Source organism: Mesorhizobium sp. IMUNJ 23033 (genome assembly GCF_044778005.1).
Lineage (GTDB): Bacteria > Pseudomonadota > Alphaproteobacteria > Rhizobiales > Rhizobiaceae > Mesorhizobium > Mesorhizobium amorphae_A.
Genome location: NZ_JBJACT010000038.1, coordinates 18,785 through 42,023 on the forward strand (window position 1 = coordinate 18,785; position 23,239 = coordinate 42,023).

Here is a 23,239-nt window from a genome sequence, read left to right on the forward strand (position 1 = left end):
CGTTACGTCAGTTTTCTGCCCGTGATCGTTCCTGGTTAAGTTTCGTTTTCTTCTGCATGCCGCCATCCCAACCTCAGCCCGCGTCCGGCTGACGGATGTCGATGTCGCTGAGATAGGTGACCACGGTGGCATGCGACGTCGCCGCCGTCAGCGCGCCGATCACCAGGACCATCAGGCCGACGCCGAGATAGCCCGCCGATCCGATGGCGAAATTGCCGAAAAGGGCGGTCGCCTGGTCGGCCTGCGGCGTCGCCATATTGCGCGACGACCACCAGGAAAAGACAATGAATACCAGAATGGCGGCGGCCCCGCCGGCGGCAGCACCCTTCATACCGGTGACCAGGAAGTGCCAGCGGAATTCGCGCGCGATGAAGCGCGCCTCGGCGCCGACGAAATGCAGCACCTCGATGATGTGGCCGTTGCCGGCCATGGCGCCACGCGTTGCGAACACCACAGTCAGCACGGTGGCCGATAGCATCAGCGCCAGCACGGCGATGCCGATGGTCACCGTGGTGCGGGCCATGGCAACCAGCCGATCGACCCAGGTGCGATGATCGTCAAGTGCGGCACTCGGCAGCTTGGGCGTGATCGCGGCGCGCATGGCGGCGAAGTCGGGCGGGTTGTTCTCGTCGATGGTGACGACGACCAGGCGCGGCACCGGCAATTCGTCGATGTTGAGGCCCGAGCCCAGCCACGGCTCCAGCAGCCGGGCGGTCGCGTCGCGGTCGATGATCTTGGTCTCCTTCACGCCAGGGAATTCGCCGGCGATCTGCGAGGCCTGGGCAAGGGCTGCCTCCATATCGAGACCTTCGACCGGTTTGATCTGGATCGTCGCCTCGCGCGAGATCTGGTTCTCCCAGACGGACGCGGTGTCGCGCACCAGCGTCACGGCGCCGAAGGTCAGGCAGGACAGGAAGGTCATGATGGCTATGACCAGCACCAGAGCCCGGCCAGCAATGTTTTGCGCCGGCACGATCGGCGCCATCTTGCGCTGGACGCGCTGCGCCGCGCCGGCCATCTCGGCGGGCTGTTCGTGCAGGTGTTCTGCGGAAAGCTCAGTCATAGACATCAAGCCTCCCGCCGGCCAGGATCATGCGCCGCGCGTCGACCTGCTCCATCAGGCCGAGATCATGGGTTGCGATCACCACCGCGGTGCCGAGACGGTTGAGCTCGATGAACAGCCTGAGCAGCCGGCGCGCCAGCGGTGGGTCGACATTGCCGGTCGGCTCGTCGGCAAGCAGGATCTCGGGTTGCTCGATCAGCGCCCGGGCGATCGCGGCGCGCTGTTTTTCGCCGCCCGACAGCACCGGCGGCAGCACATGCATGCGCTCGCCGAGACCGACCCATTTCAACAGTTCGGTGACGTCGGTGCGATAGCTCGCTTCCTCGCGCCCGCGCACGCGCAGCGGCAAGGCCACGTTCTCATAGGTGGTCATGTGGTCGAGCAGACGGAAATCCTGGAACACGACGCCAATACGGCGCCTCAGATGCGGCAGTTCGCTGCGCGAGATGCGCGAGCGGTCCTTGCCGAAGATGGTGATCAGCCCGCGCGTCGGCTTCAGCGACATGAACAGAAGGCGCAGCAGCGTCGTCTTGCCAGCGCCCGAAGGGCCGCTCAAGAACTGGAACGAGCGCTCCGGAATGTGCAGGGAAATGTCACGGAGGATTTCCGGACCCATGCCATAGCGGAGGCCGACATTTTCAAAGCGGATCACGTTCGACGACCTGAAACTTGCAGCGGCGGCGTGCCAGCCCTTTCTCTCAAATGACCATCGGCCGGCATGGTTAACCGTCGGTTAATTTTCGGTGTTTTTCGGTTCAACAAAGGGGTTCCGGTGGGGAAGCGTTAACCATTTCCGTTTACGCAAAAGAAACGAAGACGAACAAGGGCCATAATGGCTGAAGATCGAACCGCGCGCCCGGTTTCCGGCGAAATCATGACCGGGCTGGGGACAAGTGCCGCGGCGGAACCGCGCGCGCCGGCCGCCGACATCGTCGATGCCGATTATGAGGTGCTGCCGCGCCATGGCGTCAAGGCGGAAATCCTGTCGCCGCCTGCATCGCGCATGAGCGATGCGCCCTCGATCGAAGGCATGGAGATGCTGCTCAAACCCGAAGCCGCAGCAGAGCGCCCGCCGGCCTCGCGCGGCGGGCCGATCTTCTGGATCGCCGGCGTCGGCGCGGCACTTGCCGCCTTCTGGGTCTCGGGCGGCCACGCACTGGTGCGCCAATCGCCGTTCTGGGCCGCCGAGCGGCAAGCCGGTGTCGCGGTCAGCATCTCGGGCGTCACCTCGCGCATCGATGCTTCGGGGCTGAAGCCGGTCCTGTTCGTCGATGGCGAAGCCGCCAATGACGGGGCAAAGGCCGCACCGTTGCCGCCTCTGGAGATTCGGGTCACCGGCAATGACAGCCGGGTAACGCGCTATACGCTGGGGACATCCAGCCGGTCCTTGGCGCCCGGCGAAAGATTCGGCTTTTCCAGCCGCCTCGATGTGCCTAGAAACGGGGTCAAGGCCGTATCGGTCACATTCGCCGGCTAAGGCTCGGTCCAGGAACCGGTTTCCTGAGATCGTGTGCAAAATCAAAAAGGTCTACAGCGCTTCCGCAGGCCCAAAAGGCCGTGGCCCTGTAGGCAGAGCGCCTGGAGGGCCAACAATGCCAGTTGTGCGTGGCAAGGACATCGAGGTCCTGTTTTCGGCGTCGGCGATCGCCCGGCGCAATCTTGAACTCGCCAAAGAGATAGCCGGTCACGACTACCACGACCTCCTGGTGATTTCGGTGCTGAAGGGCTCCTTTATCTTTGCCGCCGACCTCATCCGCGCCATGCACGATGTCGGCCTGTCGCCGGAGGTCGAGTTCATCTTCATTTCCAGCTATGGCGCCGGCACCACCAGCGGCGAGGTGAGGGTGCTGCGCGACATTGACAATGAGGTCGCCGGCCGCGACGTGCTGCTGATCGACGACATTCTCGAATCCGGCAAGACGCTCTCCTTCACCCGTGACCTGATGCTGTCGCGCGGCGCCAAAAGCTGTTCGATCGCCGTTCTGCTCGACAAGCGCATGCGCCGCCAGACGGCGCTCAACGCCGATTATGTCGGCTTCGACTGCCCCGACTATTTCGTCGTCGGCTACGGCATGGATGTCGCGCACGCGTTTCGCGAATTGCCGTTCGTAGGCGTCGTCAAAGGGGATGCATAAAAGCCGTTCGCGGTTCAGGAAAAGTCAACTTTTCACCGCCAAATATGCCGCCCATGGCAAAGCTTCTGATCGTCGAGGACGATGAGTCCGTCCGCACTCTCGCCGCCCGCGCGCTTGAACGCGATGGGCACAGCGTGGCCATCGCCGCCGATGGCGCACAAGGGCTGGCGCTGATCCAGCAGGCCCGTGGCGGCTACGATCTGGTGGTTTCCGACATTCGCATGCCGGAGATGGACGGCATCGAGATGGCGACCGCTGCAGCGAAGCTGTTCCCGGCGATGAAGATCCTGCTGATGACGGGCTATGCCGACCAGCGCGAGCGCGCCGAGGAACTGAACGGCATCATTCTCGACGTCGTGCAGAAGCCGTTTACGCTGGCCGAGATCCGCGCCCGTGTTGGACGCGCGCTGACCTGTTTCGCCTGATCGCCTTTTTGTTTTTCGCAATTTCGGACAGAAAACCGCTGCCCACCTTTCCTGAAATGCTCTAAGCCGCGTCGCCGGTTGCGGCGAGCGCGGGTACGGCACTGCGGCGCCGCTCGCCGTTGAGCGCCAACAGGCCGGCGCCGATAATCAGCGCCGCACCTAGCATCGTGGTTCCCCTGGGCACCTCGGCGAAGAACAGAAAACCCCAGAGCGGCGACCAGAGGATGCCGGTGTATTCGAAGGTGGCGACGCGGTTGGCCGGCGCCAGTCGGTAGCCCTGCGACAACAGGATCATGCCGGCCGAAGCGACGAAGCCGCAGGCGGCCATCTTGAGGAAATCCGGCAGCGCGGGCCACGCCCATGGCCGAACCAGGAATTCGAGGCTCGGATGGACCGCATGGGTGATGCCGGCGAGGTGAAACGCGCCGGCGACCACGATGGCGCCAGTGAGATAGGCGCCGTTCTGGTAGAAGGCCATGACCGTCGACGATTCGGTATCGCCGATCCTGCGCGCCATAAGTTGCGAAAAACCGTAGAGCGCCGCCGAGCCGAGCGAGAGCAGGGCCGCCCAGTCGAACAATCCGGCGCCGGGGCGCAGCATCACCAGAACGCCGACCAGGCCGATCAGAACGGTCGCCAGCGTCTGCCATGAGACGCGCTCGCCGAGATAGGGGCCGGCCAGCGCCATGATGAATAAAGGCGCCATGAAATAAAGCGCCACCGCGTCGGCCAGCGGCAGGGCGGCGATCGCCAGATAATAGACCGTGTAGGACGAGAACTGGATGAAGGCGCGCAACGTCAGCAGGCCGAAGCGCCGCGACAGCAAAGCCCGCAATCCAACATCGGCGTGGACGAGAACGATCAGTATGGGAAGAGCGACGATCGCGCGGATCGCCATCACCTCGGTCACCGGATAGGCTCCCGATACCGCTTTGACGAGCGGGTCCTGCAGCGAAAAGACCAGGACGCCCAGACAGAGGCTCAGGATGCCAAGCGTCATCCGGTTCTGCATATGCTTCGGCCCCCCGCGAGCCACTGCCTACATAAAAAGAACCCGCCACCGTTTTCGGGCAGCGGGTATGAGTGAGGACTCTTCGATTGGTCCGCAACCGATTTCGCGGTCACATATCCAATGGGAGAGGTGACTATCGGCTGGCGTTTGACATGTTGCAAACGAATTGAAATGATGTCAGCGATCAAAAATTCTTATGGCGAATTGCGATGAAGCCTACCCTCGACAGCGACCTCCTGCGCACCTTCGTCGCGGTGGCCGAGACCGGCAATTTCACCAAGGCGGCGGAACAGGCAGGCCGCACCCAGTCGGCTGTCTCAATGCAGATGAAGAAGCTCGAAGGCATGGTCGGCGACAGCCTGTTCGAGCGCGGCTCGCGCGGCGTTTCGCTGACGCGCCGCGGCGGTGAATTGATCGTCAATGCCAGGCGCATCGTCTCGCTGCTCGACGAGACGGCGGCGTCGCTGGTGGCGCCGCCGCTCGATGGCCCGGTGCGCATCGGCATCCCGGCCGAATATGGACATTCGATCCTGTCGCGCGCGCTCGGCGCCTTCGCCAAACGCCATCCGCAGGTCGAGGTCACGGTGCGCTACGCCCATTCCGACTCGCAGATGCGGGCGCTGGCGGCGGGCCAGCTCGATCTCGCCGTGGTGTTCGAATGGGAAGGTCTGTCGGGCGGCGAGGTGCTGATGCATGACCCGACCGTCTGGGTCACGTCGGCCATCCATCACATGCATGAGGAGCGGCCGGTGCCGATCGCGCTCTACAACCGCGGCGGCTGGTGCCGCGACTTCGCCATCAAGTCGCTGGAGCAGCGCGGCGTCGGCTACCGCGTCGCCTATACCAGCGACACGAATGGCGGCCTGACGCTCGCCGTGACCTCGGGCCTGGCGATCGCGCCGATCTCCCGCAGCAACATTCCCGCCGGCTGCCGCGAGCTCGGCGCAGCCGACGGCTTCGGCGACATCGATTCCTCGAATGTCGTTCTGCACCGTAATCCGAGCGTTTCCGGCGAAGCCATCGACAGCATGGAACAGGCGATCCGCGAGGCGTTCATGCTCACCAGTCAGGCGGGTATCACGCCGGATCTGTGACTGTCGGGGCGGGCATGTCCTCGTAGAAGGTCAGGCGGTTGCCGAACGGATCGCCGACGGTGACTTCCTTCGTCCGCCAGGGCGTCTCTTCCAGCCCCGGCCTGGCAAAGCGGTATTTCTTGCCGATCAGTTCGCGATGCAATGCCGCGATATCGGCCACCGCGATGCGTATGTGGGAGCCCGGCGAGCCGTCGCCGTGATGCTCGCTCAGATGCAGTTCGCAACCGTCGCGGGCAATGCCTGTATAGAGCGGCGCATTGTCGTCGAAGCGATGTTCGAACCGCACCTCGAAACCGAGAAAGCCGAGATAGAATTCATGCGCCTTGGCGATGTCGAAGATGCGCAGGATCGGGGTGCTAGCACCGAGCTTCGGCATGGCGTTGCGACCGTTCGAGGAGATTGGGGTGGCAGGACCCGCTATTTCAGGTCCAGCAGCCGCTCGAGATAGCTGCGTTCGATGTCGGGGCTGAGCGCATTGCCGAGCCGCTTGCGGATTGCTTCCAGGATCTGGCGCGCGCGCTGGACGTCGATCTCGTCAGGCACCTTCACCTCGGTGCCGTCGTCGGGACCCCTTGTGGCGCGCGGCCGGCCGAGCGGGTCGCGGTCGGCGTTCTGCTGGCGGCCGCCCTGCTCGCTGCCGCCCTCGTCGCCCTGCATGGCCTGCATCTGCTTCATCATGTCCTTGGCGCCCTTGCGCAGCGCCTCCAGCGCGCGGCCCTGGTGGCCGACGGCTTGGTCGCCCTCGCCCTCGCCGAGCGCCTGTTCGGCATTGCCCATGGACTTGCCGGCCTCGCCAAATCCCTCATTGGGCTGCATGCCCATGCCTTCCAGCCCCTTCTTCAGCTGCTCGAGGTCGCTTTGCAGCTTGCCTTGGCCTTCCTGAAGCTGCTTCAGCGCTTCGGCGAATTCCTGCGGCGTCATCTGCTTCGGGCGGGCGAGCGGATCGCGGTCGTCGCCCGGGCCGGGTTTGTCCTCATCCTGGCCGCCACCGTTTTCGCCGAGCTGCTCGTCGCGATTCTCGCCGCGCTGGCGCTGGCCGCGTTGCATCTGGTCCATGCGGAAAGTGTCGTTCATCATCTCCTGCTGGCGTCGCATGATCTCGCCGAGCTTGTCCATCTGCTGGCGCATCTCGCTGTCCTGCTCGCCGCCGGGCTGGCGACGGCCGGCCTGCAAATTGTTCATCATGTCCTGCAATTCCGACAAAAGCTGCTGGGCGCGGTCGCGGTCGCCTGATTTTGCCAGGTTCTCGATCTCGTCCATCATGCGATCGATGTCGCTCTGGCGCAGCTCCTGGCCGTTCTGCTGCATCTGCGGTGCGTTCGGGTTCTGCTGCGCGCGCTCGGCGAACTCCTGCAGGAACTGGTTCATCGCCTCGCGCAGTTCTTTCATCAACTTGTCGATCTCTGCGTCGCTGGCGCCGTTCTTGATGGCGTCCTGCAGGGCCTGCTGTGCCTGGCGCAGCCGCCTTTCGGCCGCCGACAGATTGCCTTCCTCAATGCCGAGCGCGATCTCCCAGAGATAGGACACCACGTTGCGCAACTGGTCGTCGTTGCCGGCCATCTTCAGCCGGCTGTGGGCGCTCATGATGGCGAGATAGTGCGCCATGTTGTCGAAGGTGTCTTCGGGGCGCAGCGTGATGGCATCCATCAAGTCGAGCACGCGCGGCTTGGCATTGGCGTCGAGCGCCAGCATGCGGCGCTGCTCGATCACGGCTCTCGCCAGCGGATTGGAGAAGGGCCGTTCCGGCATGACCAGGGTCTTGGTTTCACTGCTCGCGGTGTGTCCGGCGTCGTCGGTGGCGACAAGCGTCAGCTTGATGTTGCTGCCGGCCCAGACGTGCTCGGTCAGGTCCTTGCTGGTCTTGGCGGCATTGCCCTTGCCGCCGCGGCGAGGCAGCACCAACGGTAGATCGGGCGGGCCATAGAGCGGATGCGCATTCGGCGGCTGCGGGTCGGCGGGCACGATAACCGCCTTGGCGGAGGCTGCGCCATAGTCGTCGTCGATCTGGTAGTTGAGCTCGAAGGCACCGTTGACGGCACGCTTGGGTTCGCCGACGAAACGGATCGTCGGCGGCTTGTCAGGGATCACGGCGAAGGCCCAGTGGCCGAGGTCATCCTCGCCCGACTTCAGCGTCAGCGTGCCGTCGCTGGTCAGCTTGCCGGTGAACCGGCGCACCTTGGGCGCCGCCGTGTTCGCCACAGGCTTGGCTGCAGGGGGCCCGGCGGGGTCTATGGCGCGGGCATTGCCGTCCTTGTCGGCGTAATCAAGCGTTTCCTCGCCCGAGCCGCCGGTGACGCGCAGCGAGACATCGCTGCCTTGCGGAACGGTGAAGGTCGGAGCGGCCTGGTTGGCGTCGGCGGTGAGGAAGATCGGCGGCTTGCCGGTATAGGCTGGCGGCGTCACCCAGGCATCGATGCGCGGCGGCACGGTGTCGCGCGCCGCGCGCGCCACGAAGCCGTCGCTCAACTTGCCGCCCGAGGGGCCGAAGGAGAAGGCAAAGGCAGTGACGAGCAGCAGCACCGCCACGGCGCGCAAGCCCCAGCGGTCGCGCTCCGGCACGCGTGTGCGCGGCCGGTCGCCGCCAAGGTTGCCCAGCCGCTCGGCCATGCGTTTCTGGTGTTCGCGCCACAGCGCCTGCGAAAAGATGCTCTCGCGCCCGCTCGGCCGGTCGGTCTGCACCAGAACCGGGCTGTGCAGAAGCTCGTTGGCCGCTTCGATGCGCCGATCGATCTCAGCGGCGGAGGGCAGGCGGAAGAAACGCAGCGGATAGAGGGCGGCAAGGGCGGCGATGGCGAACGCTGCAAGGACGCCGATGCGCGCCGGATCGGGCAGAAGCGAAAACAGGCCGAGCCATGAAACACTGAGGAACAGGCTGGCGATAATGATCAGCGGCAGAAGCAACGGCCAGCCGCGTTCGACAACCATTGAGACCCGCGTCGCCAGCCGGCTCAAGGCAAGACGCCCGGCCAGTCCGCGATCGCCGCTGGAAGTGGGTCGTTCCGTCATCGGCCCTTCCTGTCCGGGCGGGATAGCCCGAACCTTACGGACAGAAGTTTACCAGCAAACACGGCAAAGGCGAGGCGGTTCCGAAAACGAGAAGAATTCTTGACCGGTTATGGTCAGAATTTTGCGGGATTGGTGTTCGCGCCGCACACCAGAACCGCAATACGCTCGCCCGGCGCCGGCTGGTAGCGGCCGGACAGCACGGCCGCGAAGGCCGCCGCACCGCCCGGCTCGGAGATGATTCGCACCCGGTCCCACAGCGCTTTCTGGGCGGCGATGATGTCGTCGTCGCTGACCAGAAGGGAAAGTTCGACATAGGCTTCGGCGATCGGGAACATCATTTCGCCGACCCGCTTCGGCGCCAACGAATCGGCGGCGATGCCTTCGGCCGGCGCGTCGACGGGCCGTCCGGCCTCGAAAGCGCGATGCAGCGTTGGCGCGCCTTCCGGCTCGATGGCGACGATCCTGATGCGGCCGGCAAACCAGGCGGCGATGCCGCCGATCAGGCCACCGCCACCGACGGCGACGAGCAAGGTATCGATCTCGGGCAGGTCGGCTTCTATCTCGAGACCGAGCGTGCCTTGCCCGACTAGCGTCTCCTCCTGGTTGAAGGCGTGGATTTGCAGCGCACCGGTTTTCTCGGCGAAGCTCTCGCTGGCGGCCAGTGCCTCGGCGTAGCGGGCGCCGCCGACGACCAGTTCGGCGCCGTAGCCGCGGATCCGGTCGAGCTTGGCCGGCGGGCTCACTTCGGGAACGAAGATGGTGGCCTTGTGGCCGAGCCGCATGGCCGCATAGGCGACAGCCGCGCCATGATTGCCGCCCGACGCGGCGACGACGCCGGCCTCGGGCACGGGGCGTTCGAGGAGGTTGGTGAAGGCGCCGCGTGCCTTGAACGAGCCGGAATGCTGCAGGCATTCGAGCTTGAGGTCGACGGCCAGGGACGGGCGGCCGAAATCGGCCATGTCGACGCGCAGCACAGGCGTGTGGCGCACGAAGGGCCGGATGCGGGGCTCCATCGCGGCAATGCGTTCGCGGGTGATCAAAGTGCTGCTGGCCATATCTTGCTCTCTGGGGTTTGAAGTGGACCCCGGTTCGGGACCGCAGCCTATTTCAACCAGTCGGGCACCGAGTCCAGTCCGATCAGTTCGTCATAGGTCTGGCGCGGGCGCACGACATGGAAACGGTCGCCGTCAACCAGCACTTCCGGCACCAAGAGCCGGGTGTTGTAGGTGCCGGCCTGCACCGCGCCATAGGCGCCGGCGGTGGCAATCGCGATCAGGTCGCCGGCCTTCAGCCTGGGCAGGTCGCGGTCGAGGCCGATATAGTCGCCGGTCTCGCAGACCGGGCCGACCACGTCGACCGTCATGCGCGGTGCTGCCGCCGGCTGCTGCACCACCGGCCTGATGTCGTGGAAGGCGTCGTACAGCGTCGGCCGGATCAGGTCGTTCATGGCGGCGTCGACGACGAGGAAATTCTTGGCGTCGCCTTCCTTCACGAAGATCACTTCCGAGACCAGGATGCCGGCATTGCCGACGATCAGGCGGCCCGGTTCGAACATGACCTTGAGGCCGAGCTTGGTGACGTGCTTCCTGACGATCTCGGCATAGGCGTCGGGCAGCGGTGGCGGGCTGTTGTCGACTCGGTAGGGAATGCCGAGGCCGCCGCCGAGATCGACATGCTCGATCGCATGCCCGTCGGCGCGCAGCGCGCCGACCAGATCGACGAGCAGGGCAAAGGCATCGTCGAAGGGCTGCAACTCGGTGATCTGGCTGCCGATATGGGTGTCGATGCCGGTGACCTTGATGCCGGGCAGCGCTGCCGCACGGGCATAGACCTGCCGCGCCTTCTGCCAGGGAATGCCGAACTTGTTCTCGGCCTTGCCGGTGGAGATCTTCTTGTGGGTCCTGGCGTCGACGTCCGGGTTGATGCGCAGCGAGACCGGCGCCACCTTGCCGAGTGCCGCTGCGCGGGCCGACAGCAGCTCGAGTTCGGGCTCGGATTCGACGTTGAAGCAGAGGATGCCGGCTGACAGCGCAAAGTCCATTTCGCGCGCGGTCTTGCCGACGCCCGAAAACAGGATCTTGCTGGCCGGGATGCCGGCGGCCAGCGCGCGGCGCAACTCGCCTTCCGATACGACGTCGGCGCCCGCACCGAGCCTGGCCAGCGTGCGCAGCACCGCCTGGTTGGAATTCGCCTTCATGGCATAGCAGACCAACGCGTCGAGCCCGGCAAAAGCCTGGGCAAAGACACGAAAATGCCTGGTCAGCGTCGCCGTCGAATAGCAATAGAACGGCGTGCCGACGCTTGCGGCGATGTCTGAAATCGCCACGTCCTCGGCGTAGAGCACGCCGTCGCGGTAGTCGAAATGGTTCACGAGAGTGGTTCCGGAAGTTGGAGCACGATGAGATCGGGTGATCTCATCGGCTCTAGAGCAGCGGGTCGAGAATGAACTTCTTGTCCTCGACCGGTTTTTCCGGCTCCGGCGGCACGGGCTGCTTGGCTTTCTCGGCGTCCTTGCGGGCCTGCACGGCGGCCTCGTAAGGGGTGTCGAGGCCGGCCTTCCTGCCGCAGGCCGTCACGGCGGCCATCGCCGCCAGCAACGTCAGCGTCACCAAAATCCTGCTTCCGGTCATCGATCCATCCGTCCGAGAAAAATCCGTTGCCTGCTTCTAGCGAAATTTTTGGGCCTTTGCACCCCGGCAAATCAGGCCGCCGCTGAGGTCACGCCTTGGCCAGACGCTTTTTCCAGTAGCGGATCTGCTTCCTGACTTCCGATGGTGCGGTGCCGCCGAAGCTCACGCGGCTCTTGACCGAGTTCTGCACGGCCAGCACCGAAAAAATGTCCGCGGTGATGCCGGGATGGATCGATTGCAAATCCTCCAGCGAGGTCTTCTCCAGACCTACCTTCTTTTCCTCGGCCAGCGCCACCGCGCGGCCGGTGACGTGATGCGCCTCGCGGAACGGCAGGCCGAGCGTGCGCACCAGCCAGTCGGCAAGGTCGGTCGCGGTCGCATGGCCGGAGCCCGCCGCCTTCTTCATCGCGGCAGCATTCACTGTCATGTCGCGCACCATGCCGGTCATCGCCGCCAGCATCAGGTCGAGCGTCTCGGCGGCGTCGAAGACGGATTCCTTGTCTTCCTGCATGTCCTTGCCATAGGTCAGTGGCATGCCCTTCATGACCGTCAGCAGGCCGACAAGATGGCCGGTGACGCGGCCGGTCTTGCCGCGCACCAGTTCGGCGGCGTCGGGGTTCTTCTTCTGCGGCATGATCGAGGAGCCGGTGGAGAAGCTGTCCGACAGCCTGACGAAACCGAATTGCGGCGTCGACCAGATGATAATCTCCTCGGCCAGCCGCGACAGATGAGTGGCGCAGATCGCCGCCAGCGCCAGGAACTCGAGCGCGAAATCGCGGTCCGAGACGCTGTCCAGCGAGTTGCGCATCGGTTCGCGGAAGCCGAGCGCCTTGGCGGTCAGGTGGCGGTCGATGGCAAAGCTGGTGCCGGCAAGTGCTGCCGCGCCGAGCGGGCTTTCGTCCATGCGCTCGATGGCGTCGCGCACCCGCGACAGGTCGCGCGAGAACATCTCGACATAGGCCATGCAGTGATGGCCGAAGGTCACCGGTTGCGCCGCCTGCATATGGGTGAAGCCCGGCATCACGGTTGCCGCATGCTCCTCGGCCCGCTCCAGGAAGGCGGCGATCAGTCCCTTCAGCGCTTCGGCGACACGCAAGCACTCGTCCTTGACCCAAAGCCGGAGGTCGACCGCCACCTGGTCGTTGCGCGAACGGGCGGTGTGCAGGCGGCCGGCGGCCGGGCCGATCAGATCGGCGAGGCGAGCCTCGATATTCATGTGGATGTCTTCCAGCCGGGTCGAGAATTCGAAGCTGCCGGCCTCGATCTCTTTCAGAATCGTGTTCAGCCCGTGAGCGATTTTTTCTTGATCGGCCGCCGAAATAATGCCCGTTTGCGCCAACATATCGCTATGCGCGATCGAGCCTCTGATGTCCTGCGCGTAGAGCTTGCGGTCGAACGAGATCGACGCGTTGATCGCTTCCATGATCGCGCCCGGACCCGAGGCAAAACGTCCGCCCCACATCTGGTTGCTGGCCTTCTTGTCGCTCATCGCTATAAACCCGTGCTCCGGAGCAGTTTTAAGAAAATGGCAGACGGCAATAGATTATTCCCGGCCCCGCGCCTCATCCTCGCCGCCTTGGCGGCGGGCGTGCTGGCCGGCGCGGTCGCGGTATATGTCAGCGAGAGCGGTTCTGGCAACAACGCCGGGCGCCAAGCCGCTGCCGGCGACGGCAAGGACGATGCCGTCTGCGCGGCAAAGGCCGACCGCGCCAAGAAGGTTGCGGCTGCCGCCACCGGGCAGGTTGCAGCACTTTTGCCGGCCGACCCGCCGCAATCGCTGAAAAGCCTTGCCTTCAACGATCCCGACGGCAAGCCGATGACGCTCGCCGACCATGCCGGAAAAACGGTGCTGCTCAATCTTTGGGCGACATGGTGCGCGCCATGCCGTGCCGAGATGCCGGCGCTCGATGCGCTGCAGAAGGAAAAGGGCAGCGATGCCTTCCAGGTCGTCGCGGTCAATGTCGATACCGGCGACGACGCCAAGCCGAAGAAGTTTCTCGGCGATATCGGCATCGAGACGCTCGGCTATTACCGGGATTCGACGATGGGGCTGTTCAACGACGTCAAGAAGCGCGGCCTGGCGTTGGGCCTGCCGGTGACGATGCTGATCGATGGCGATGGCTGCCTGATCGCCCATATGAACGGCCCGGCCGAATGGTCGAGCCCCGACGCCAAGCGGCTGGTCGAAGCCGCACTTGGCCCGTCAGATTGAGCGCAGCGCAGCGGCCGGCTCCAGCATCAGGATGCTGCCGCCGCGTTGCCTGGCGTCGTCGTTGACCGCTGGCCCCGTCACGCCGGTCAGTTCGCCGAACGTCTCGATCGGGCTCGGCCTGCCAAGATAAAAGCCTTGTCCGATCTCGCAGTCCTCGGCGTCGAGGAAGCGCAGCTCGCCCAATGTCTCGACGCCCTCGGCCAGGACAGGCAAGCCAAGGCCGCGACCCAGTCCCAGCACGGCGCGAACGATCGCAGCGACCTGGCCGTTCCTGTCGACCGATTTGATGAAGGAACCGTCGATCTTGATCTTGTCAAAGGGGAAGGCGCGAAGGTTGGAAAGCGAGGAATAGCCGGTGCCGAAATCGTCCATGGCGACGCGGACGCCGAGCGCCTTGACCTGTCGCAAGGTCGCCAGCGCGCGCGGCATGTCCTTGACCAGCGCGGTTTCGGTGATCTCCAGCTCGAGCCTGCCCGGGGCCAGGCCGGATCGAAGCAGAACTTCGTGCACCTTGCGGCTGAAATTCGGATTGTGCAGCTGCACGGCCGAAACGTTGACGGCGACCGTCAGCGGGTTCTTCCAGCGGGCGGCTTCCTCGCAGGCCGTCGCCAGAACCCACTCGCCGATCTGCAGGATGGCGCCGCTGTCCTCGGCCACCGGGATGAACACGGCCGGGGAAACCTCTCCGCGCTGCGGGTGCTGCCAGCGGATCAGGGCCTCGAAGCCGATCATCCTGCCGCTGCTGATTTCCTTCTGCGGCTGATAGACGAGGCGAAATTCATTGCGCGCCACCGCCTGGCGCAAATCATGTTCCAGCACCCGCCGGTCGCGCGCCTCGGCGCCCATCGAGGCCTCGAAATAGCGGTAGGTGTCCTTGCCCTCGGCCTTGGCGCGGTAGAGCGCGGTGTCGGCATGGCTGACGAGGGCTGCCTGGTCGTCCGCGTCGAGCGGGTAGAGGGCGATGCCAATGCTGGCCGAGACCAGGCCACCGCCGGGCGACAGCTTGTTCTCCTCGCGCATGGCGGCAAGCACTGCCTCGGCGATACGGCCCGCCGCCTGAGGATCGGGAAGGTTCGGCGCGATGATGGCGAACTCGTCGCCGCCGAGGCGCGCCAGCATCTGGCCGTGGCGAAGCACGGCGGAGGCGCATTGCGCAACCTTTTGCAGCATGGCGTCGCCGGCGGCATGGCCGAAGAGATCGTTCACTTCCTTGAACCGGTCGAGGTCGAGCAGCAGCAGCGCTAGATTGCCGCCCTTGCCGCCTCGGTCCGCCGCGGCAATTTCGGCTTCGAGGCGGCTCGTGAAGCTGCGGCGGTTGGCAAGCCCGGTCAGCGGGTCGAAATGAGCGAGGCGGACGATCTCCTGCTCGGCCTTCTTGCGTTCGCGGATGTCGCGAACAGCGACCACATTGTGCGGCTTGCCGCAATAGTCGATGCTTCTGGCGATCAGCTCCACGGGTATGTGGGCACCGTCGTGGCTTCGCAGTTCGGCTTCCTGCGCCTGTCCTTCGATCATGCTCGACGCGGCACGCTCGCCGAACAGATCGCCGAGCAGCATCGTGTTCAGCGTACCGGCCGCGATGCCGGTCAGCGCCGCGATGCTGTCATTGGCGCTGACGATGCGAGCGCCGTCGCAGACGATGAGACCCTCCACGGCGGCATTGGCCAGGCCATGCATGCGTTCGGCCTCGACCTTGTGACGACGGAAGCGCAGATCGATCCAGAGTGCCGCGGCCGAAAGCACGAGGATCACCAGGCTGACCGCGGCGGCGGCGAAGGCCTGTGACATCGGTTCGACAGTGTATTTCGATATTTCTATGGAGCTGTCCGGATAGATCGACACCGCGGCCATGGCGATGAAATGCAAGGTGCAGATCGCCAGCGTCAGAAGCACGGCGGCGACGATTGTCCCTGATGTCGAGGGCCGGCGCAGCACGACGAGAAGCGAGAGTGCGGCAAGCGTGATGCCGGCCACCAGCGAGACGGCGACGAGGAGCTGATCCCAGACGATCCGGCCCTGCACCTCGAACGCCGCCATGCCGGTATAGTGCATGGTGGCGATGCCGCCGCCGAGCACGGCGCCGCCGACAAGGTAGTGATCGATGCCGCCGCGCAAGGTGGCGATCCACATGCCGACGGCGGTCAGGATGACGGCGGCGGCAAGCGAAAGCACGGAAAGTTCTGCATTGTATGCGTTCGGAATTCCCGGCGAGAATGCAATCATGGCGATGAAGTGGGTCGCCCAGATGCCGAAACCGGTCGAGGTGGCGGCAATCATCAGCCAGGCGTAGCGGTTTCTGTTGGTCGACCGGTCAACATGGCGAAGCAGATTGATCGCGGAGAAGGAAGAAATGCCACAAATAAGCGCCGCCAGTGCAACCAGTCTCAGATCGTGTTCGTGCACGATACAATTATAGACGGTCAACATCTCGCTTCACCTGATCTTCCCGCAACAATCAAGGCAATGGTATTGTTTAGGGCTCGACGGTTGAAGAATCAGTTATCGCGCATGCAACCGCAGCGTGCTGTGCCGGGTTGTGGTAGCGGCGGGAGGTTCATGTTGTTGCTGCAGGGCAGCCGGATTGGCAATTCTTTTGAGATCGGTTGCCTGCATGCAAACGAACCTCGCACGCGAAAGGGGCGAAGTTCACCGATCCGCAACAAAACCGTTGTCCGATCGTCATGAGCGACACATATTGCCGTTGCGGGAGCGCCCCTTTCGCCAATGACAAACGGGAGATGAAACATGAATTTGTTCGGCTTCGCGGCCGGTGTTGCCGCCACCTTGACCCTGCTTTCCCCCACCTCCGCTTTAGCCGTCACCCAGATCAGTTGGTGGCATGCCATGACCGGCGCCAATGCCGAGGTGGTCGACAAGATCGCCAAGGATTTCAATGCCAGCCAGAGCGACTATGAAATCCTCCCCGTCTTCAAGGGTACCTATCCCGAAACGCTGAATGCCGGCATCGCTGCCTTTCGTGCGGGCCAAGCGCCCGACATCATCCAGGTGTTCGACGTGGGTACCGGCGTCATGATGGCCGCCGAAGGCGCGATCAAGCCGGTGGCCGATGTGCTGACCAGCGCCGGCATGACCTTCGACAAGAGCCAGTATTTGCCCGGCATCGTCGGCTATTATTCGAAGCCGGACGGCACCATGCTGTCCTTCCCCTACAATTCCTCCTCGCCGATCCTCTACTACAACAAGGATATCTTCCAGAAGGCCGGGCTTGATGTGAACAACCCGCCCAAGACCTGGAACGAGGTGTGGGAAGACGCCAAGAAGATCAAGGCGAGCGGCGCCGCCTCCTGCGGCTACACCTCGACCTGGCTGACCTGGATCCACCTCGAGGCCTTCGCTGCCTGGAATGATGTTTCCTATGGCACCAACCAGAACGGACTTGCCGGCACGGACGTCGAGCTCAAGATCAATGCGCCGATTTTCGTCAACCACTTCCAGGCGCTCGCCGATCTCGCCAAGGACGGCACCTTCAAATATGGCGGGCGCACCTCGGAAGCCAAGCAGATATTCCTCGCCGGCGAATGCGGCATCTTCACCGAATCGTCCGGAGGTCTCGGCGATATCGTCAAGTCGGGCATGAACTACGGCATCGGCCAACTTCCCTATGATACCGACGCCAAGGGCGCGCCGCAGAACACCACGCCGGGCGGCGCCAGCCTGTGGGTATTCGGCAACAAATCGGACGAGGAGTACAAGGGCGTCGCGGCGTTTTTCGCCTACCTGTCCAAGACCGAAGTGCAGGAATATCTGCATCAGAAGTCGGGCTACCTGCCGGTGACGCTCGCTGCCTATGAGGCGACCAAGAAGTCCGGCTTCTATGACAAGAACCCGGGCCGTGAGACGCCGATCCTGCAGATGCTGGGCAAGGCGCCGACCGAGAATTCGAAGGGCGTGCGCCTCATCAACCTGCCGCAGGTGCGCGACATCGAGAACGAGGAATTCGAGAAGATGCTGGCCGGTCAGCAGACTGCCCAGCAGGCGCTCGACAACGCGGTCACGCGTGGCAACAAGGCGATCCAGGAAGCGATCGGGAACTGAAGCGGTTCGCCTCGGTTGAATCTCGTCCACGCAGACACGCGTGGACGACTTCCTGAATAGCGAGGGAAATCCCCCTGTCTCCGCGCGTCGTCTTTCCCAACAAGACCCTGCCTTACCTGCTGGTGGCGCCGCAACTCGCCATTACGCTGATCTTTTTCTACTGGCCAACTGGTCAGGCGCTCTACCAGTCGATGCTCAGAGAAGACCCGTTCGGGCTGAAGAGCAAGTTCGTCGGGCTTGCCAATTTCCGGAAGGTACTGGCCGAACCGGCCTACCTCAATTCGATCAAGGTCACGGTGGTGTTTTCGCTGGCGACCGCGATCGTCGCCATGGGGGTGGCACTGCTGCTTGCCGTCATGGCCGAGAGGGTGGTGCGCGGCAAAGGCCTCTATCGTACGCTGATGATCTGGCCGTATGCGGTGGCGCCGGCGATTGCCGGCATGTTGTGGCTGTTCCTGTTCAACCCATCGATTGGTTCGCTGGCCTACGCCTTGAGAGGTCTCGGCATCGACTGGGACCCGTTGCTCAACGGTGACCACGCCATGATCCTGCTGGTGTCTGCGGCTGCCTGGAAGCAGATCAGCTACAATTTCCTGTTCTTCGTCGCTGGGCTGCAAGCGGTGCCAAAGACGCTGATCGAGGCGGCGGCCATGGACGGCGCCGGAGAGACCAAGCGCTTCTGGACCATCATCTTCCCGCTGCTTGCGCCGACGACCTTTTTCCTGCTGGTCGTCAACACCGTCTATGCCCTGTTCGACACCTTCGGCATCGTCCATGCCGTCACCGGCGGCGGGCCGGGAAAGACGACCGAGACGCTGGTCTACAAGGTCTACAATGACGGCTTCGTCAACCTGATCCTCGGCGACTCGGCGGCGCAGTCGGTCATCCTGATGGTCATTGTCATCTCGCTCACGGCCATCCAGTTCCGCTATGTGGAACGCAAAGTCCACTACGGCTGAGGGCGAGCGATGATCGGCCAGTCCCCGCTCCGCACCTTCATCGCCCATGCCGTGCTCATCCTTGGCATACTGATCGTCGCCTTCCCGATCTACTACACCTTCGTCGCCTCCACACAGACGCTGCAAACGATCCTCAAGCCGCCATTGCCGCTCTTGCCCGGCGACCAGTTCTGGAACAATTACAGCGAGGCACTGTTCGGCGGTGTCGGCCGCATCGGTGGGGTCAGTGTCGGCCGATTGCTGCTCAATACCACGATCATGGCGCTCGGCATCGCTGCAGGGAAGATTTTCATCTCGATCCTGTCGGCCTATGCGATCGTGTTCTTCCGTTTTCCGCTGCGCATGGTCTTCTTCTGGCTGATCTTCATCACCCTGATGCTTCCCGTCGAGGTGCGCATCCTGCCGACCTACAAGGTAATGGTCGATCTCGGCATGATCGACACCTATGCCGGCCTGATCATCCCGCTGATCGCCTCTGCCACCGCAACGCTGTTGTTCCGCCAGTTCTTCATGACCATCCCGGGCGAGCTGGTGGAAGCGGCGCGTGTCGATGGCGCCGGGCCATGGCGCTTCTTTTTCGACATCCTGTTGCCGCTGTCGCGCACCAACATCGCTGCGCTGTTCGTCATTCTCTTCATCTATGGCTGGACGCAGTATCTTTGGCCGCTGCTCGTCACCAACAGCAACGACATGAACACCATCGTCATCGCGCTGAGGAAGATGGTTTCCTTCGCCGATGCCGACACCCAATGGCATCTGGTCATGGTCAGCGCGATGCTGGCCATCTTGCCGCCGATCCTGATCGTGGTGCTGATGCAACGCTGGTTCGTGCGCGGACTGGTCGATTCCGAAAAGTGAGAAGCCGATGGCGACCGTTGCTCTGAAGGATGTGAAGAAGGTCTATCCCAGCGGCGTCGAAGCGGTGAAGGGCGTCTCCATAGCCATTCCCGACAAGGAGCTTTGCGTGCTGGTTGGCCCATCCGGCTGCGGCAAGTCCACGCTGCTGCGGATGATTGCCGGGCTGGAAACCATTTCTTCCGGTACGGTCGCCATCGACGGCAAGATCGTCAACACCATCGGCCCGACCGAGCGCGACATTGCCATGGTGTTCCAGAACTATGCGCTCTACCCGCATATGAAGGTCTATGACAACATGGCCTACGGGTTGCGTAACCGCGGCACGCCGAAGGACGAGATCGACAGCAGGGTCCGCTCGACTGCCAGGGTGCTCGAACTCTCGGCGCTGCTAGACCGGCGCCCGCGCGAGCTTTCCGGCGGCCAGCGCCAGCGCGTCGCCATGGGGCGTGCCATCGTGCGCAATCCGAAAGTCTTCCTGTTCGACGAGCCGCTCTCCAACCTTGACGCCAAACTGCGCGGCCAGATGCGGGTCGAAATCAAGAATTTGCAACGTTCGCTCGGTGTCACCTCGGTCTACGTCACCCACGACCAGTTGGAGGCGATGACGCTGGCCGATATCCTCGTCGTGATGAACGCCGGATTGGTCGAGCAGACGGGCGCGCCACTCGACATCTACGAGAAGCCGGCCTCGACCTTCGTCGCCTCCTTCATCGGCGCACCGCCGATGAATCTTCTGCCCCTATCGCAAGGGCCGGCTGGTCTGGCGCTGACTGACGGCAAGACGATTGGCTTTGCCCCTGCGAACGCTGCCACGCTTGGCTTCCGCCCTGAGGATGCCGACGTCACCTTCGGCGCCGAGGCACCGTCCGGCGCGTTCATCCTGCCGGCAATGGTCGAGGCGGTCGAACCGGTGGGAGCCGAGAGCTTCCTTCACTGCGCGGCAGGCGGCAACCGTATCGTCGTGCGTGTTGCCGGCCGTGCAACTGCCAAGCCCGGCGACCAGTTGCGAGTCGTGGCCAAGACCGAAAAGCTGCATTGGTTCGACAGTGCGGGGAAGCGGGTCGATTGAGGACAGCCTCTCGCTCTAACCAGCACCACCCTACAACGAATGGCCAACAGCCGTTCAGGCAAATACATGCGCCTTGCCTGAAACCGTCAGCCGGACGATCTCGCCAAGGGCCGGCGCGTCCATGCCGGGCTTGCGCAGGATGAGCGGCGTGTTGCCGATTGCGGCAGCGTCCGGCGGATCGGGGCTGTTCAGGAGCCGCACGGCGATGGTGCATATGGAACCGGCGAATTCGGATTCCGTCACTTCGCCGAACAGCATTTCCGGCGTGCCCGACATGCCTTCTCGCGACGTCCTTTTCAGCATCACCTGCTCCGGCCGCAGCATGATGCGGGCGACATCGCGCCTGTCTGCCGTGTCGACGGCAATACGGCCGAGCGGCGAGGTGGCGAAGCCGTCCGCTATCCTCGCCGGCAGGATGATGGCGTCGCCAAGGAACTCGGCGATCATCCTGTCTTTCGGCTGGAAATAGAGCTCTCGCGGCGTGCCGACCTGCGAGAACAGGCCGTCGCGCATGACAGCGACCTGGCTGGCGAAGGACAGCGCCTCGGCCTGATCGTGGGTGACCAGGATCGTGGTGATCCCCGCGGCTTCCAGAAGCTCGGCCACCGCCTTCCGCATCGAGGCGCGCAGGCCGGTGTCGAGGGCCGAGAACGGCTCGTCGAGCAGCATCAGCCGGGGCTTCATCGCCATGGCGCGGGCCAGCGCCACACGCTGCTGTTGGCCGCCGGAGAGCTCGTGCGGGCGGCGTTTGAGGATCGCCTTGTCCAGCCCGACGATATAGGCGAGCTCGACGATGTGCTCGGTGCGCTTGTCGGCGCCGCGCGCCATGCCGAAGCCGATATTGTCGGCGATGGTCAGATGCGGGAACAGGGCGCCGTCCTGCGCCACCACGCCGATGCCGCGGCGATACGCCGGAACGGCGGCGCCGCCATTGGCCAGCACCTCGCCGTCGAGCACGATGCGGCCCTGGTCGGGCGCCTCGAAACCAGCGATCAGCCTGAGCAAGGTCGTCTTGCCGCAGCCGGACGGTCCGACGATCGCCGTGCGGCTGCCGCGCATGACACTGAGGTCGACGCCGGCAAGTGCGGCCACCGGGCCGTAGTGTTTTTGCACGCCGCTGAGTTCGAGAAAGCTCATCGTCCAGCCATCCTTTTCGACTGGACGTAAAGCAGCCAGGTCAAAGGCAGCGACATCGCCACCATGATGAAGGCGTAAGGTGCGGCCGAGGCATAGTCGATCTCGCCGCTATAGGACCAGAACGCCATCGCCAGCGTGCGGGTGCCGTTGGGCGCCAGCATCTGGGTGGCGGTCAGCTCGTTGGTGATGCCGAGCGCCACCAGTGCCATGCCCGCCGCAGCCCCCGGTGCCGACAGGCGGATCGTCGTCGACCACAGCGCCTTGAGTGGCGGCCGGCCGAGGCTCGAGGCAGCGCGTTCGAATTCGATCGGCGCCTGCGCGATCGATGCCCTGAGGCTGATCAAAGCGCGTGGCAGGAACATCAGCGCATAGGCGAAAAGAATGGTGAACAGGGTCTGGTAGAGCGGCATGGCGATGCGCACGGTGATGGTGACCAGCGCCAGCGCAATGACGACGCCGGGCAGGGAGCCGACGATGTAGTTGCAGCCTTCGAGAAGCCGCTGCAGCGGACCCGGCGCGCGGATCGAAATCCATGCCATCGGCATGGCGGCGATCGTAGCGAGCAGCGCGCCGCCAATCGCCAGGAACAGGGTCTGGCCGAGTGCAAGGCCGATCTCGTCGAGGCGCCAGACATCGGCGCCGCCGGCGATCAGCCAGCGGCCGATGGTGACGAAAGGCACGCCGAGCGAAAGCAGCGCGGTGACGGCGGGCAGCGTCAGGCAGGCAAGCGTGGCGCGGCCGAGCCTCGTGCGCTGCTGCTGGCGCGCCGCACCAGAGCCGACGCGGGCATAGCGCTCCTCACCGCGCACCAGCACTTCCAGCGCGAGCAGCACGAAGCAGCACGTGACCAGCACCGCGGCCAGCATGTTGGCCGCCGGTCCATTGAAGGTCGACTGGAACTGGTCGACAATCGCCGTGGTGAAGGTGTCGAAGCGGATGAAGACATAGAGGCCGTATTCGGCAAGCAAATGCAAGCCGACCAGCAGCGAACCGCCGCAAATGGCGAGCCTCAGCTGCGGCAGCACGACGCGGGCAAAGACCCGCCACGGGCCGAGGCCGAGGGCGGCCGCGGCATCCTCAAGCGCGGGGTCGAGACGACGCAGCGCTGCCGCAATCGGCAGATAGAGGAACGGGAAATAGGCAAGGACCGAAACCAGCACCCCGGCCCACAGGCCGTGCAGCCCCGGCACCAGGCTGATCCAGGCATAGGAGTGGACGAAGGCGGGGATGGCGAGCGGGGCAACCGACAGCCAAGCCCATAGGCGAGCCCCGGGCAGGTCGCTGCGTTCGGTCAGCCAGGCCAGCGTCACCGAAAGCACGATCGAAATCGGAACCGACACCGCCACCAGAAGGACGGTGTTGACCAGAAGCTCGCCGACGCGTGGACGAAAGACCAGCGCCGATGCGGTTTCCCAGCCGGTCTGCACCGCCACCCATACGATGAAGGCAAGCGGCAGCAATGCAAGCAGCGAGACAAGGGTGGCCGCGAGCAGGATCCAGGAGAGGGACCGACGGCGCGTTCCGTGTCCGGTCTTGAAGCCGGCCGGCAGGCCCGGACGCGAAAGATCGACTGCAGACTGCAT

At 64.2% G+C, this 23,239-nt stretch carries 21 protein-coding genes; 9 read left to right on the forward strand and 12 right to left on the reverse strand.

From position 1 onward, the window contains the following. Window positions 1–73 precede the first annotated feature (73 nt). Window positions 74–1,063, reverse strand: a complete 990-nt coding sequence (locus ACFX5Q_RS30210) for a cell division protein FtsX (protein WP_404283811.1) — start codon at window positions 1,061–1,063, stop codon at window positions 74–76. Next, window positions 1,056–1,715 (reverse strand): cell division ATP-binding protein FtsE, encoded by a 660-nt coding sequence (gene ftsE / locus ACFX5Q_RS30215; protein WP_006200215.1) that lies wholly within the window; start codon window positions 1,713–1,715, stop codon window positions 1,056–1,058. Before ftsE ends, ACFX5Q_RS30210 begins: the two co-directional genes overlap by 8 nt. Window positions 1,716–1,892: 177 nt before the next feature. On the opposite strand from ftsE, the gene ACFX5Q_RS30220 reads away from it, so the two are divergent. From ACFX5Q_RS30220 to ACFX5Q_RS30230, 3 genes are all read left to right on the forward strand, one after another. Then, complete coding sequence (locus ACFX5Q_RS30220; RefSeq protein ID WP_404283813.1) at window positions 1,893–2,540, forward strand: hypothetical protein; 648 nt, start codon at window positions 1,893–1,895, stop codon at window positions 2,538–2,540. A 115-nt stretch (window positions 2,541–2,655) separates the two neighbouring features. Further along, window positions 2,656–3,198, forward strand: a complete 543-nt coding sequence (gene hpt / locus ACFX5Q_RS30225) for a hypoxanthine phosphoribosyltransferase (protein ID WP_006200213.1) — start codon at window positions 2,656–2,658, stop codon at window positions 3,196–3,198. Between the two features lie 53 nt (window positions 3,199–3,251). Beyond that, a complete protein-coding gene (locus ACFX5Q_RS30230; RefSeq protein ID WP_192182480.1) occupies window positions 3,252–3,623 on the forward strand; it encodes a response regulator in 372 nt (123 codons plus the stop codon). 61 nt (window positions 3,624–3,684) lie between these two features. Here the strand turns inward: ACFX5Q_RS30230 and ACFX5Q_RS30235 are convergent, their stop codons facing one another. Further along, window positions 3,685–4,635 (reverse strand): DMT family transporter, encoded by a 951-nt coding sequence (locus tag ACFX5Q_RS30235; RefSeq protein WP_404283765.1) that lies wholly within the window; start codon window positions 4,633–4,635, stop codon window positions 3,685–3,687. A 209-nt stretch (window positions 4,636–4,844) separates the two neighbouring features. Here ACFX5Q_RS30235 and ACFX5Q_RS30240 point away from each other — a divergent pair, with 209 nt between their 5' ends. Continuing rightward, entirely contained in the window at window positions 4,845–5,729 is an 885-nt protein-coding gene (locus ACFX5Q_RS30240) for a LysR substrate-binding domain-containing protein (RefSeq protein ID WP_404283767.1), read from the forward strand. Here ACFX5Q_RS30240 and ACFX5Q_RS30245 read toward each other — a convergent pair. The 6 genes from ACFX5Q_RS30245 to argH form a co-directional block, all read right to left on the reverse strand. After that, window positions 5,713–6,105 carry a glyoxalase superfamily protein gene (locus ACFX5Q_RS30245; RefSeq protein ID WP_404283769.1) on the reverse strand — a complete coding sequence of 131 codons (393 nt, stop codon included), beginning with the start codon at window positions 6,103–6,105 and terminating at the stop codon, window positions 5,713–5,715. The two genes, ACFX5Q_RS30240 and ACFX5Q_RS30245, sit on opposite strands and share 17 nt — an antisense overlap. A gap of 41 nt (window positions 6,106–6,146) precedes the next feature. Continuing rightward, window positions 6,147–8,735 carry a TIGR02302 family protein gene (locus tag ACFX5Q_RS30250; protein ID WP_404283771.1) on the reverse strand — a complete coding sequence of 863 codons (2,589 nt, stop codon included), beginning with the start codon at window positions 8,733–8,735 and terminating at the stop codon, window positions 6,147–6,149. 113 nt (window positions 8,736–8,848) lie between these two features. After that, entirely contained in the window at window positions 8,849–9,790 is a 942-nt protein-coding gene (locus ACFX5Q_RS30255) for a threonine/serine dehydratase (protein ID WP_404283773.1), read from the reverse strand. A 47-nt stretch (window positions 9,791–9,837) separates the two neighbouring features. Beyond that, complete coding sequence (gene lysA, locus ACFX5Q_RS30260) at window positions 9,838–11,106, reverse strand: diaminopimelate decarboxylase (RefSeq protein WP_404283774.1); 1,269 nt, start codon at window positions 11,104–11,106, stop codon at window positions 9,838–9,840. A 52-nt stretch (window positions 11,107–11,158) separates the two neighbouring features. After that, window positions 11,159–11,365 carry a hypothetical protein gene (locus tag ACFX5Q_RS30265; protein ID WP_120016324.1) on the reverse strand — a complete coding sequence of 69 codons (207 nt, stop codon included), beginning with the start codon at window positions 11,363–11,365 and terminating at the stop codon, window positions 11,159–11,161. A gap of 88 nt (window positions 11,366–11,453) precedes the next feature. Next, window positions 11,454–12,854 (reverse strand): argininosuccinate lyase, encoded by a 1,401-nt coding sequence (gene argH / locus ACFX5Q_RS30270; protein WP_404283775.1) that lies wholly within the window; start codon window positions 12,852–12,854, stop codon window positions 11,454–11,456. A 36-nt stretch (window positions 12,855–12,890) separates the two neighbouring features. Here argH and ACFX5Q_RS30275 point away from each other — a divergent pair, with 36 nt between their 5' ends. After that, window positions 12,891–13,577: a TlpA disulfide reductase family protein gene (locus ACFX5Q_RS30275; protein ID WP_404283777.1), complete on the forward strand. Its 687-nt coding sequence runs from the start codon at window positions 12,891–12,893 to the stop codon at window positions 13,575–13,577. On the opposite strand, the gene ACFX5Q_RS30280 is transcribed toward ACFX5Q_RS30275, so the two are convergent. Beyond that, on the reverse strand, window positions 13,569–16,004 hold the full coding sequence (locus tag ACFX5Q_RS30280; RefSeq protein ID WP_404283779.1) for an EAL domain-containing protein: 2,436 nt from the start codon (window positions 16,002–16,004) through the stop codon (window positions 13,569–13,571). The genes ACFX5Q_RS30275 and ACFX5Q_RS30280 overlap by 9 nt on opposite strands. 318 nt (window positions 16,005–16,322) lie before the next feature. On the opposite strand from ACFX5Q_RS30280, the gene ugpB reads away from it, so the two are divergent. From ugpB to ACFX5Q_RS30300, 4 genes are all read left to right on the forward strand, one after another. Further along, a complete protein-coding gene (gene ugpB, locus ACFX5Q_RS30285) occupies window positions 16,323–17,633 on the forward strand; it encodes a sn-glycerol-3-phosphate ABC transporter substrate-binding protein UgpB (protein ID WP_404283781.1) in 1,311 nt (436 codons plus the stop codon). Window positions 17,634–17,707: 74 nt separating this feature from the next. After that, the gene (ugpA, locus tag ACFX5Q_RS30290) at window positions 17,708–18,592 is read left to right on the forward strand and encodes a sn-glycerol-3-phosphate ABC transporter permease UgpA (RefSeq protein WP_404283814.1); all 885 of its coding nucleotides are present in this window, start codon (window positions 17,708–17,710) and stop codon (window positions 18,590–18,592) included. 9 nt (window positions 18,593–18,601) lie between these two features. Continuing rightward, window positions 18,602–19,450, forward strand: a complete 849-nt coding sequence (gene ugpE / locus ACFX5Q_RS30295; protein ID WP_404283782.1) for a sn-glycerol-3-phosphate ABC transporter permease UgpE — start codon at window positions 18,602–18,604, stop codon at window positions 19,448–19,450. Between the two features lie 7 nt (window positions 19,451–19,457). Then, window positions 19,458–20,519 (forward strand): sn-glycerol-3-phosphate import ATP-binding protein UgpC, encoded by a 1,062-nt coding sequence (locus ACFX5Q_RS30300; RefSeq protein ID WP_404283784.1) that lies wholly within the window; start codon window positions 19,458–19,460, stop codon window positions 20,517–20,519. Window positions 20,520–20,573: 54 nt separating this feature from the next. Here ACFX5Q_RS30300 and ACFX5Q_RS30305 read toward each other — a convergent pair whose 3' ends face one another. Next, window positions 20,574–21,656, reverse strand: coding sequence for an ABC transporter ATP-binding protein (locus ACFX5Q_RS30305; protein WP_404283785.1), 1,083 nt, complete (start codon window positions 21,654–21,656; stop codon window positions 20,574–20,576). Further along, a complete protein-coding gene (locus ACFX5Q_RS30310; protein ID WP_404283787.1) occupies window positions 21,653–23,239 on the reverse strand; it encodes an ABC transporter permease in 1,587 nt (528 codons plus the stop codon). Before ACFX5Q_RS30310 ends, ACFX5Q_RS30305 begins: the two co-directional genes overlap by 4 nt.

Bases quoted from the DNA above. Each gene is read 5' to 3' on its own strand.
- ACFX5Q_RS30245 (WP_404283769.1), bottom strand. From the start codon at position 6,105: ATGCCGAAGCTCGGTGCTAGCACCCCGATCCTGCGCATCTTCGACATC.
- ugpE (WP_404283782.1), top strand. From the start codon at position 18,602: ATGATCGGCCAGTCCCCGCTCCGCACCTTCATCGCCCATGCCGTGCTC.
- ACFX5Q_RS30230 (WP_192182480.1), top strand. From the start codon at position 3,252: ATGGCAAAGCTTCTGATCGTCGAGGACGATGAGTCCGTCCGCACTCTC.
- ugpB (WP_404283781.1), top strand. From the start codon at position 16,323: ATGAATTTGTTCGGCTTCGCGGCCGGTGTTGCCGCCACCTTGACCCTG.
- ACFX5Q_RS30310 (WP_404283787.1), bottom strand. From the start codon at position 23,239: ATGCAGTCTGCAGTCGATCTTTCGCGTCCGGGCCTGCCGGCCGGCTTC.
- ACFX5Q_RS30305 (WP_404283785.1), bottom strand. From the start codon at position 21,656: ATGAGCTTTCTCGAACTCAGCGGCGTGCAAAAACACTACGGCCCGGTG.
- argH (WP_404283775.1), bottom strand. From the start codon at position 12,854: ATGAGCGACAAGAAGGCCAGCAACCAGATGTGGGGCGGACGTTTTGCC.
- ACFX5Q_RS30235 (WP_404283765.1), bottom strand. From the start codon at position 4,635: ATGCAGAACCGGATGACGCTTGGCATCCTGAGCCTCTGTCTGGGCGTC.
- hpt (WP_006200213.1), top strand. From the start codon at position 2,656: ATGCCAGTTGTGCGTGGCAAGGACATCGAGGTCCTGTTTTCGGCGTCG.
- ACFX5Q_RS30240 (WP_404283767.1), top strand. From the start codon at position 4,845: ATGAAGCCTACCCTCGACAGCGACCTCCTGCGCACCTTCGTCGCGGTG.
- ACFX5Q_RS30255 (WP_404283773.1), bottom strand. From the start codon at position 9,790: ATGGCCAGCAGCACTTTGATCACCCGCGAACGCATTGCCGCGATGGAG.
- ACFX5Q_RS30300 (WP_404283784.1), top strand. From the start codon at position 19,458: ATGGCGACCGTTGCTCTGAAGGATGTGAAGAAGGTCTATCCCAGCGGC.
- ACFX5Q_RS30250 (WP_404283771.1), bottom strand. From the start codon at position 8,735: ATGACGGAACGACCCACTTCCAGCGGCGATCGCGGACTGGCCGGGCGT.
- ACFX5Q_RS30280 (WP_404283779.1), bottom strand. From the start codon at position 16,004: ATGTTGACCGTCTATAATTGTATCGTGCACGAACACGATCTGAGACTG.
- ACFX5Q_RS30210 (WP_404283811.1), bottom strand. From the start codon at position 1,063: ATGACTGAGCTTTCCGCAGAACACCTGCACGAACAGCCCGCCGAGATG.
- ACFX5Q_RS30265 (WP_120016324.1), bottom strand. From the start codon at position 11,365: ATGACCGGAAGCAGGATTTTGGTGACGCTGACGTTGCTGGCGGCGATG.
- ACFX5Q_RS30275 (WP_404283777.1), top strand. From the start codon at position 12,891: ATGGCAGACGGCAATAGATTATTCCCGGCCCCGCGCCTCATCCTCGCC.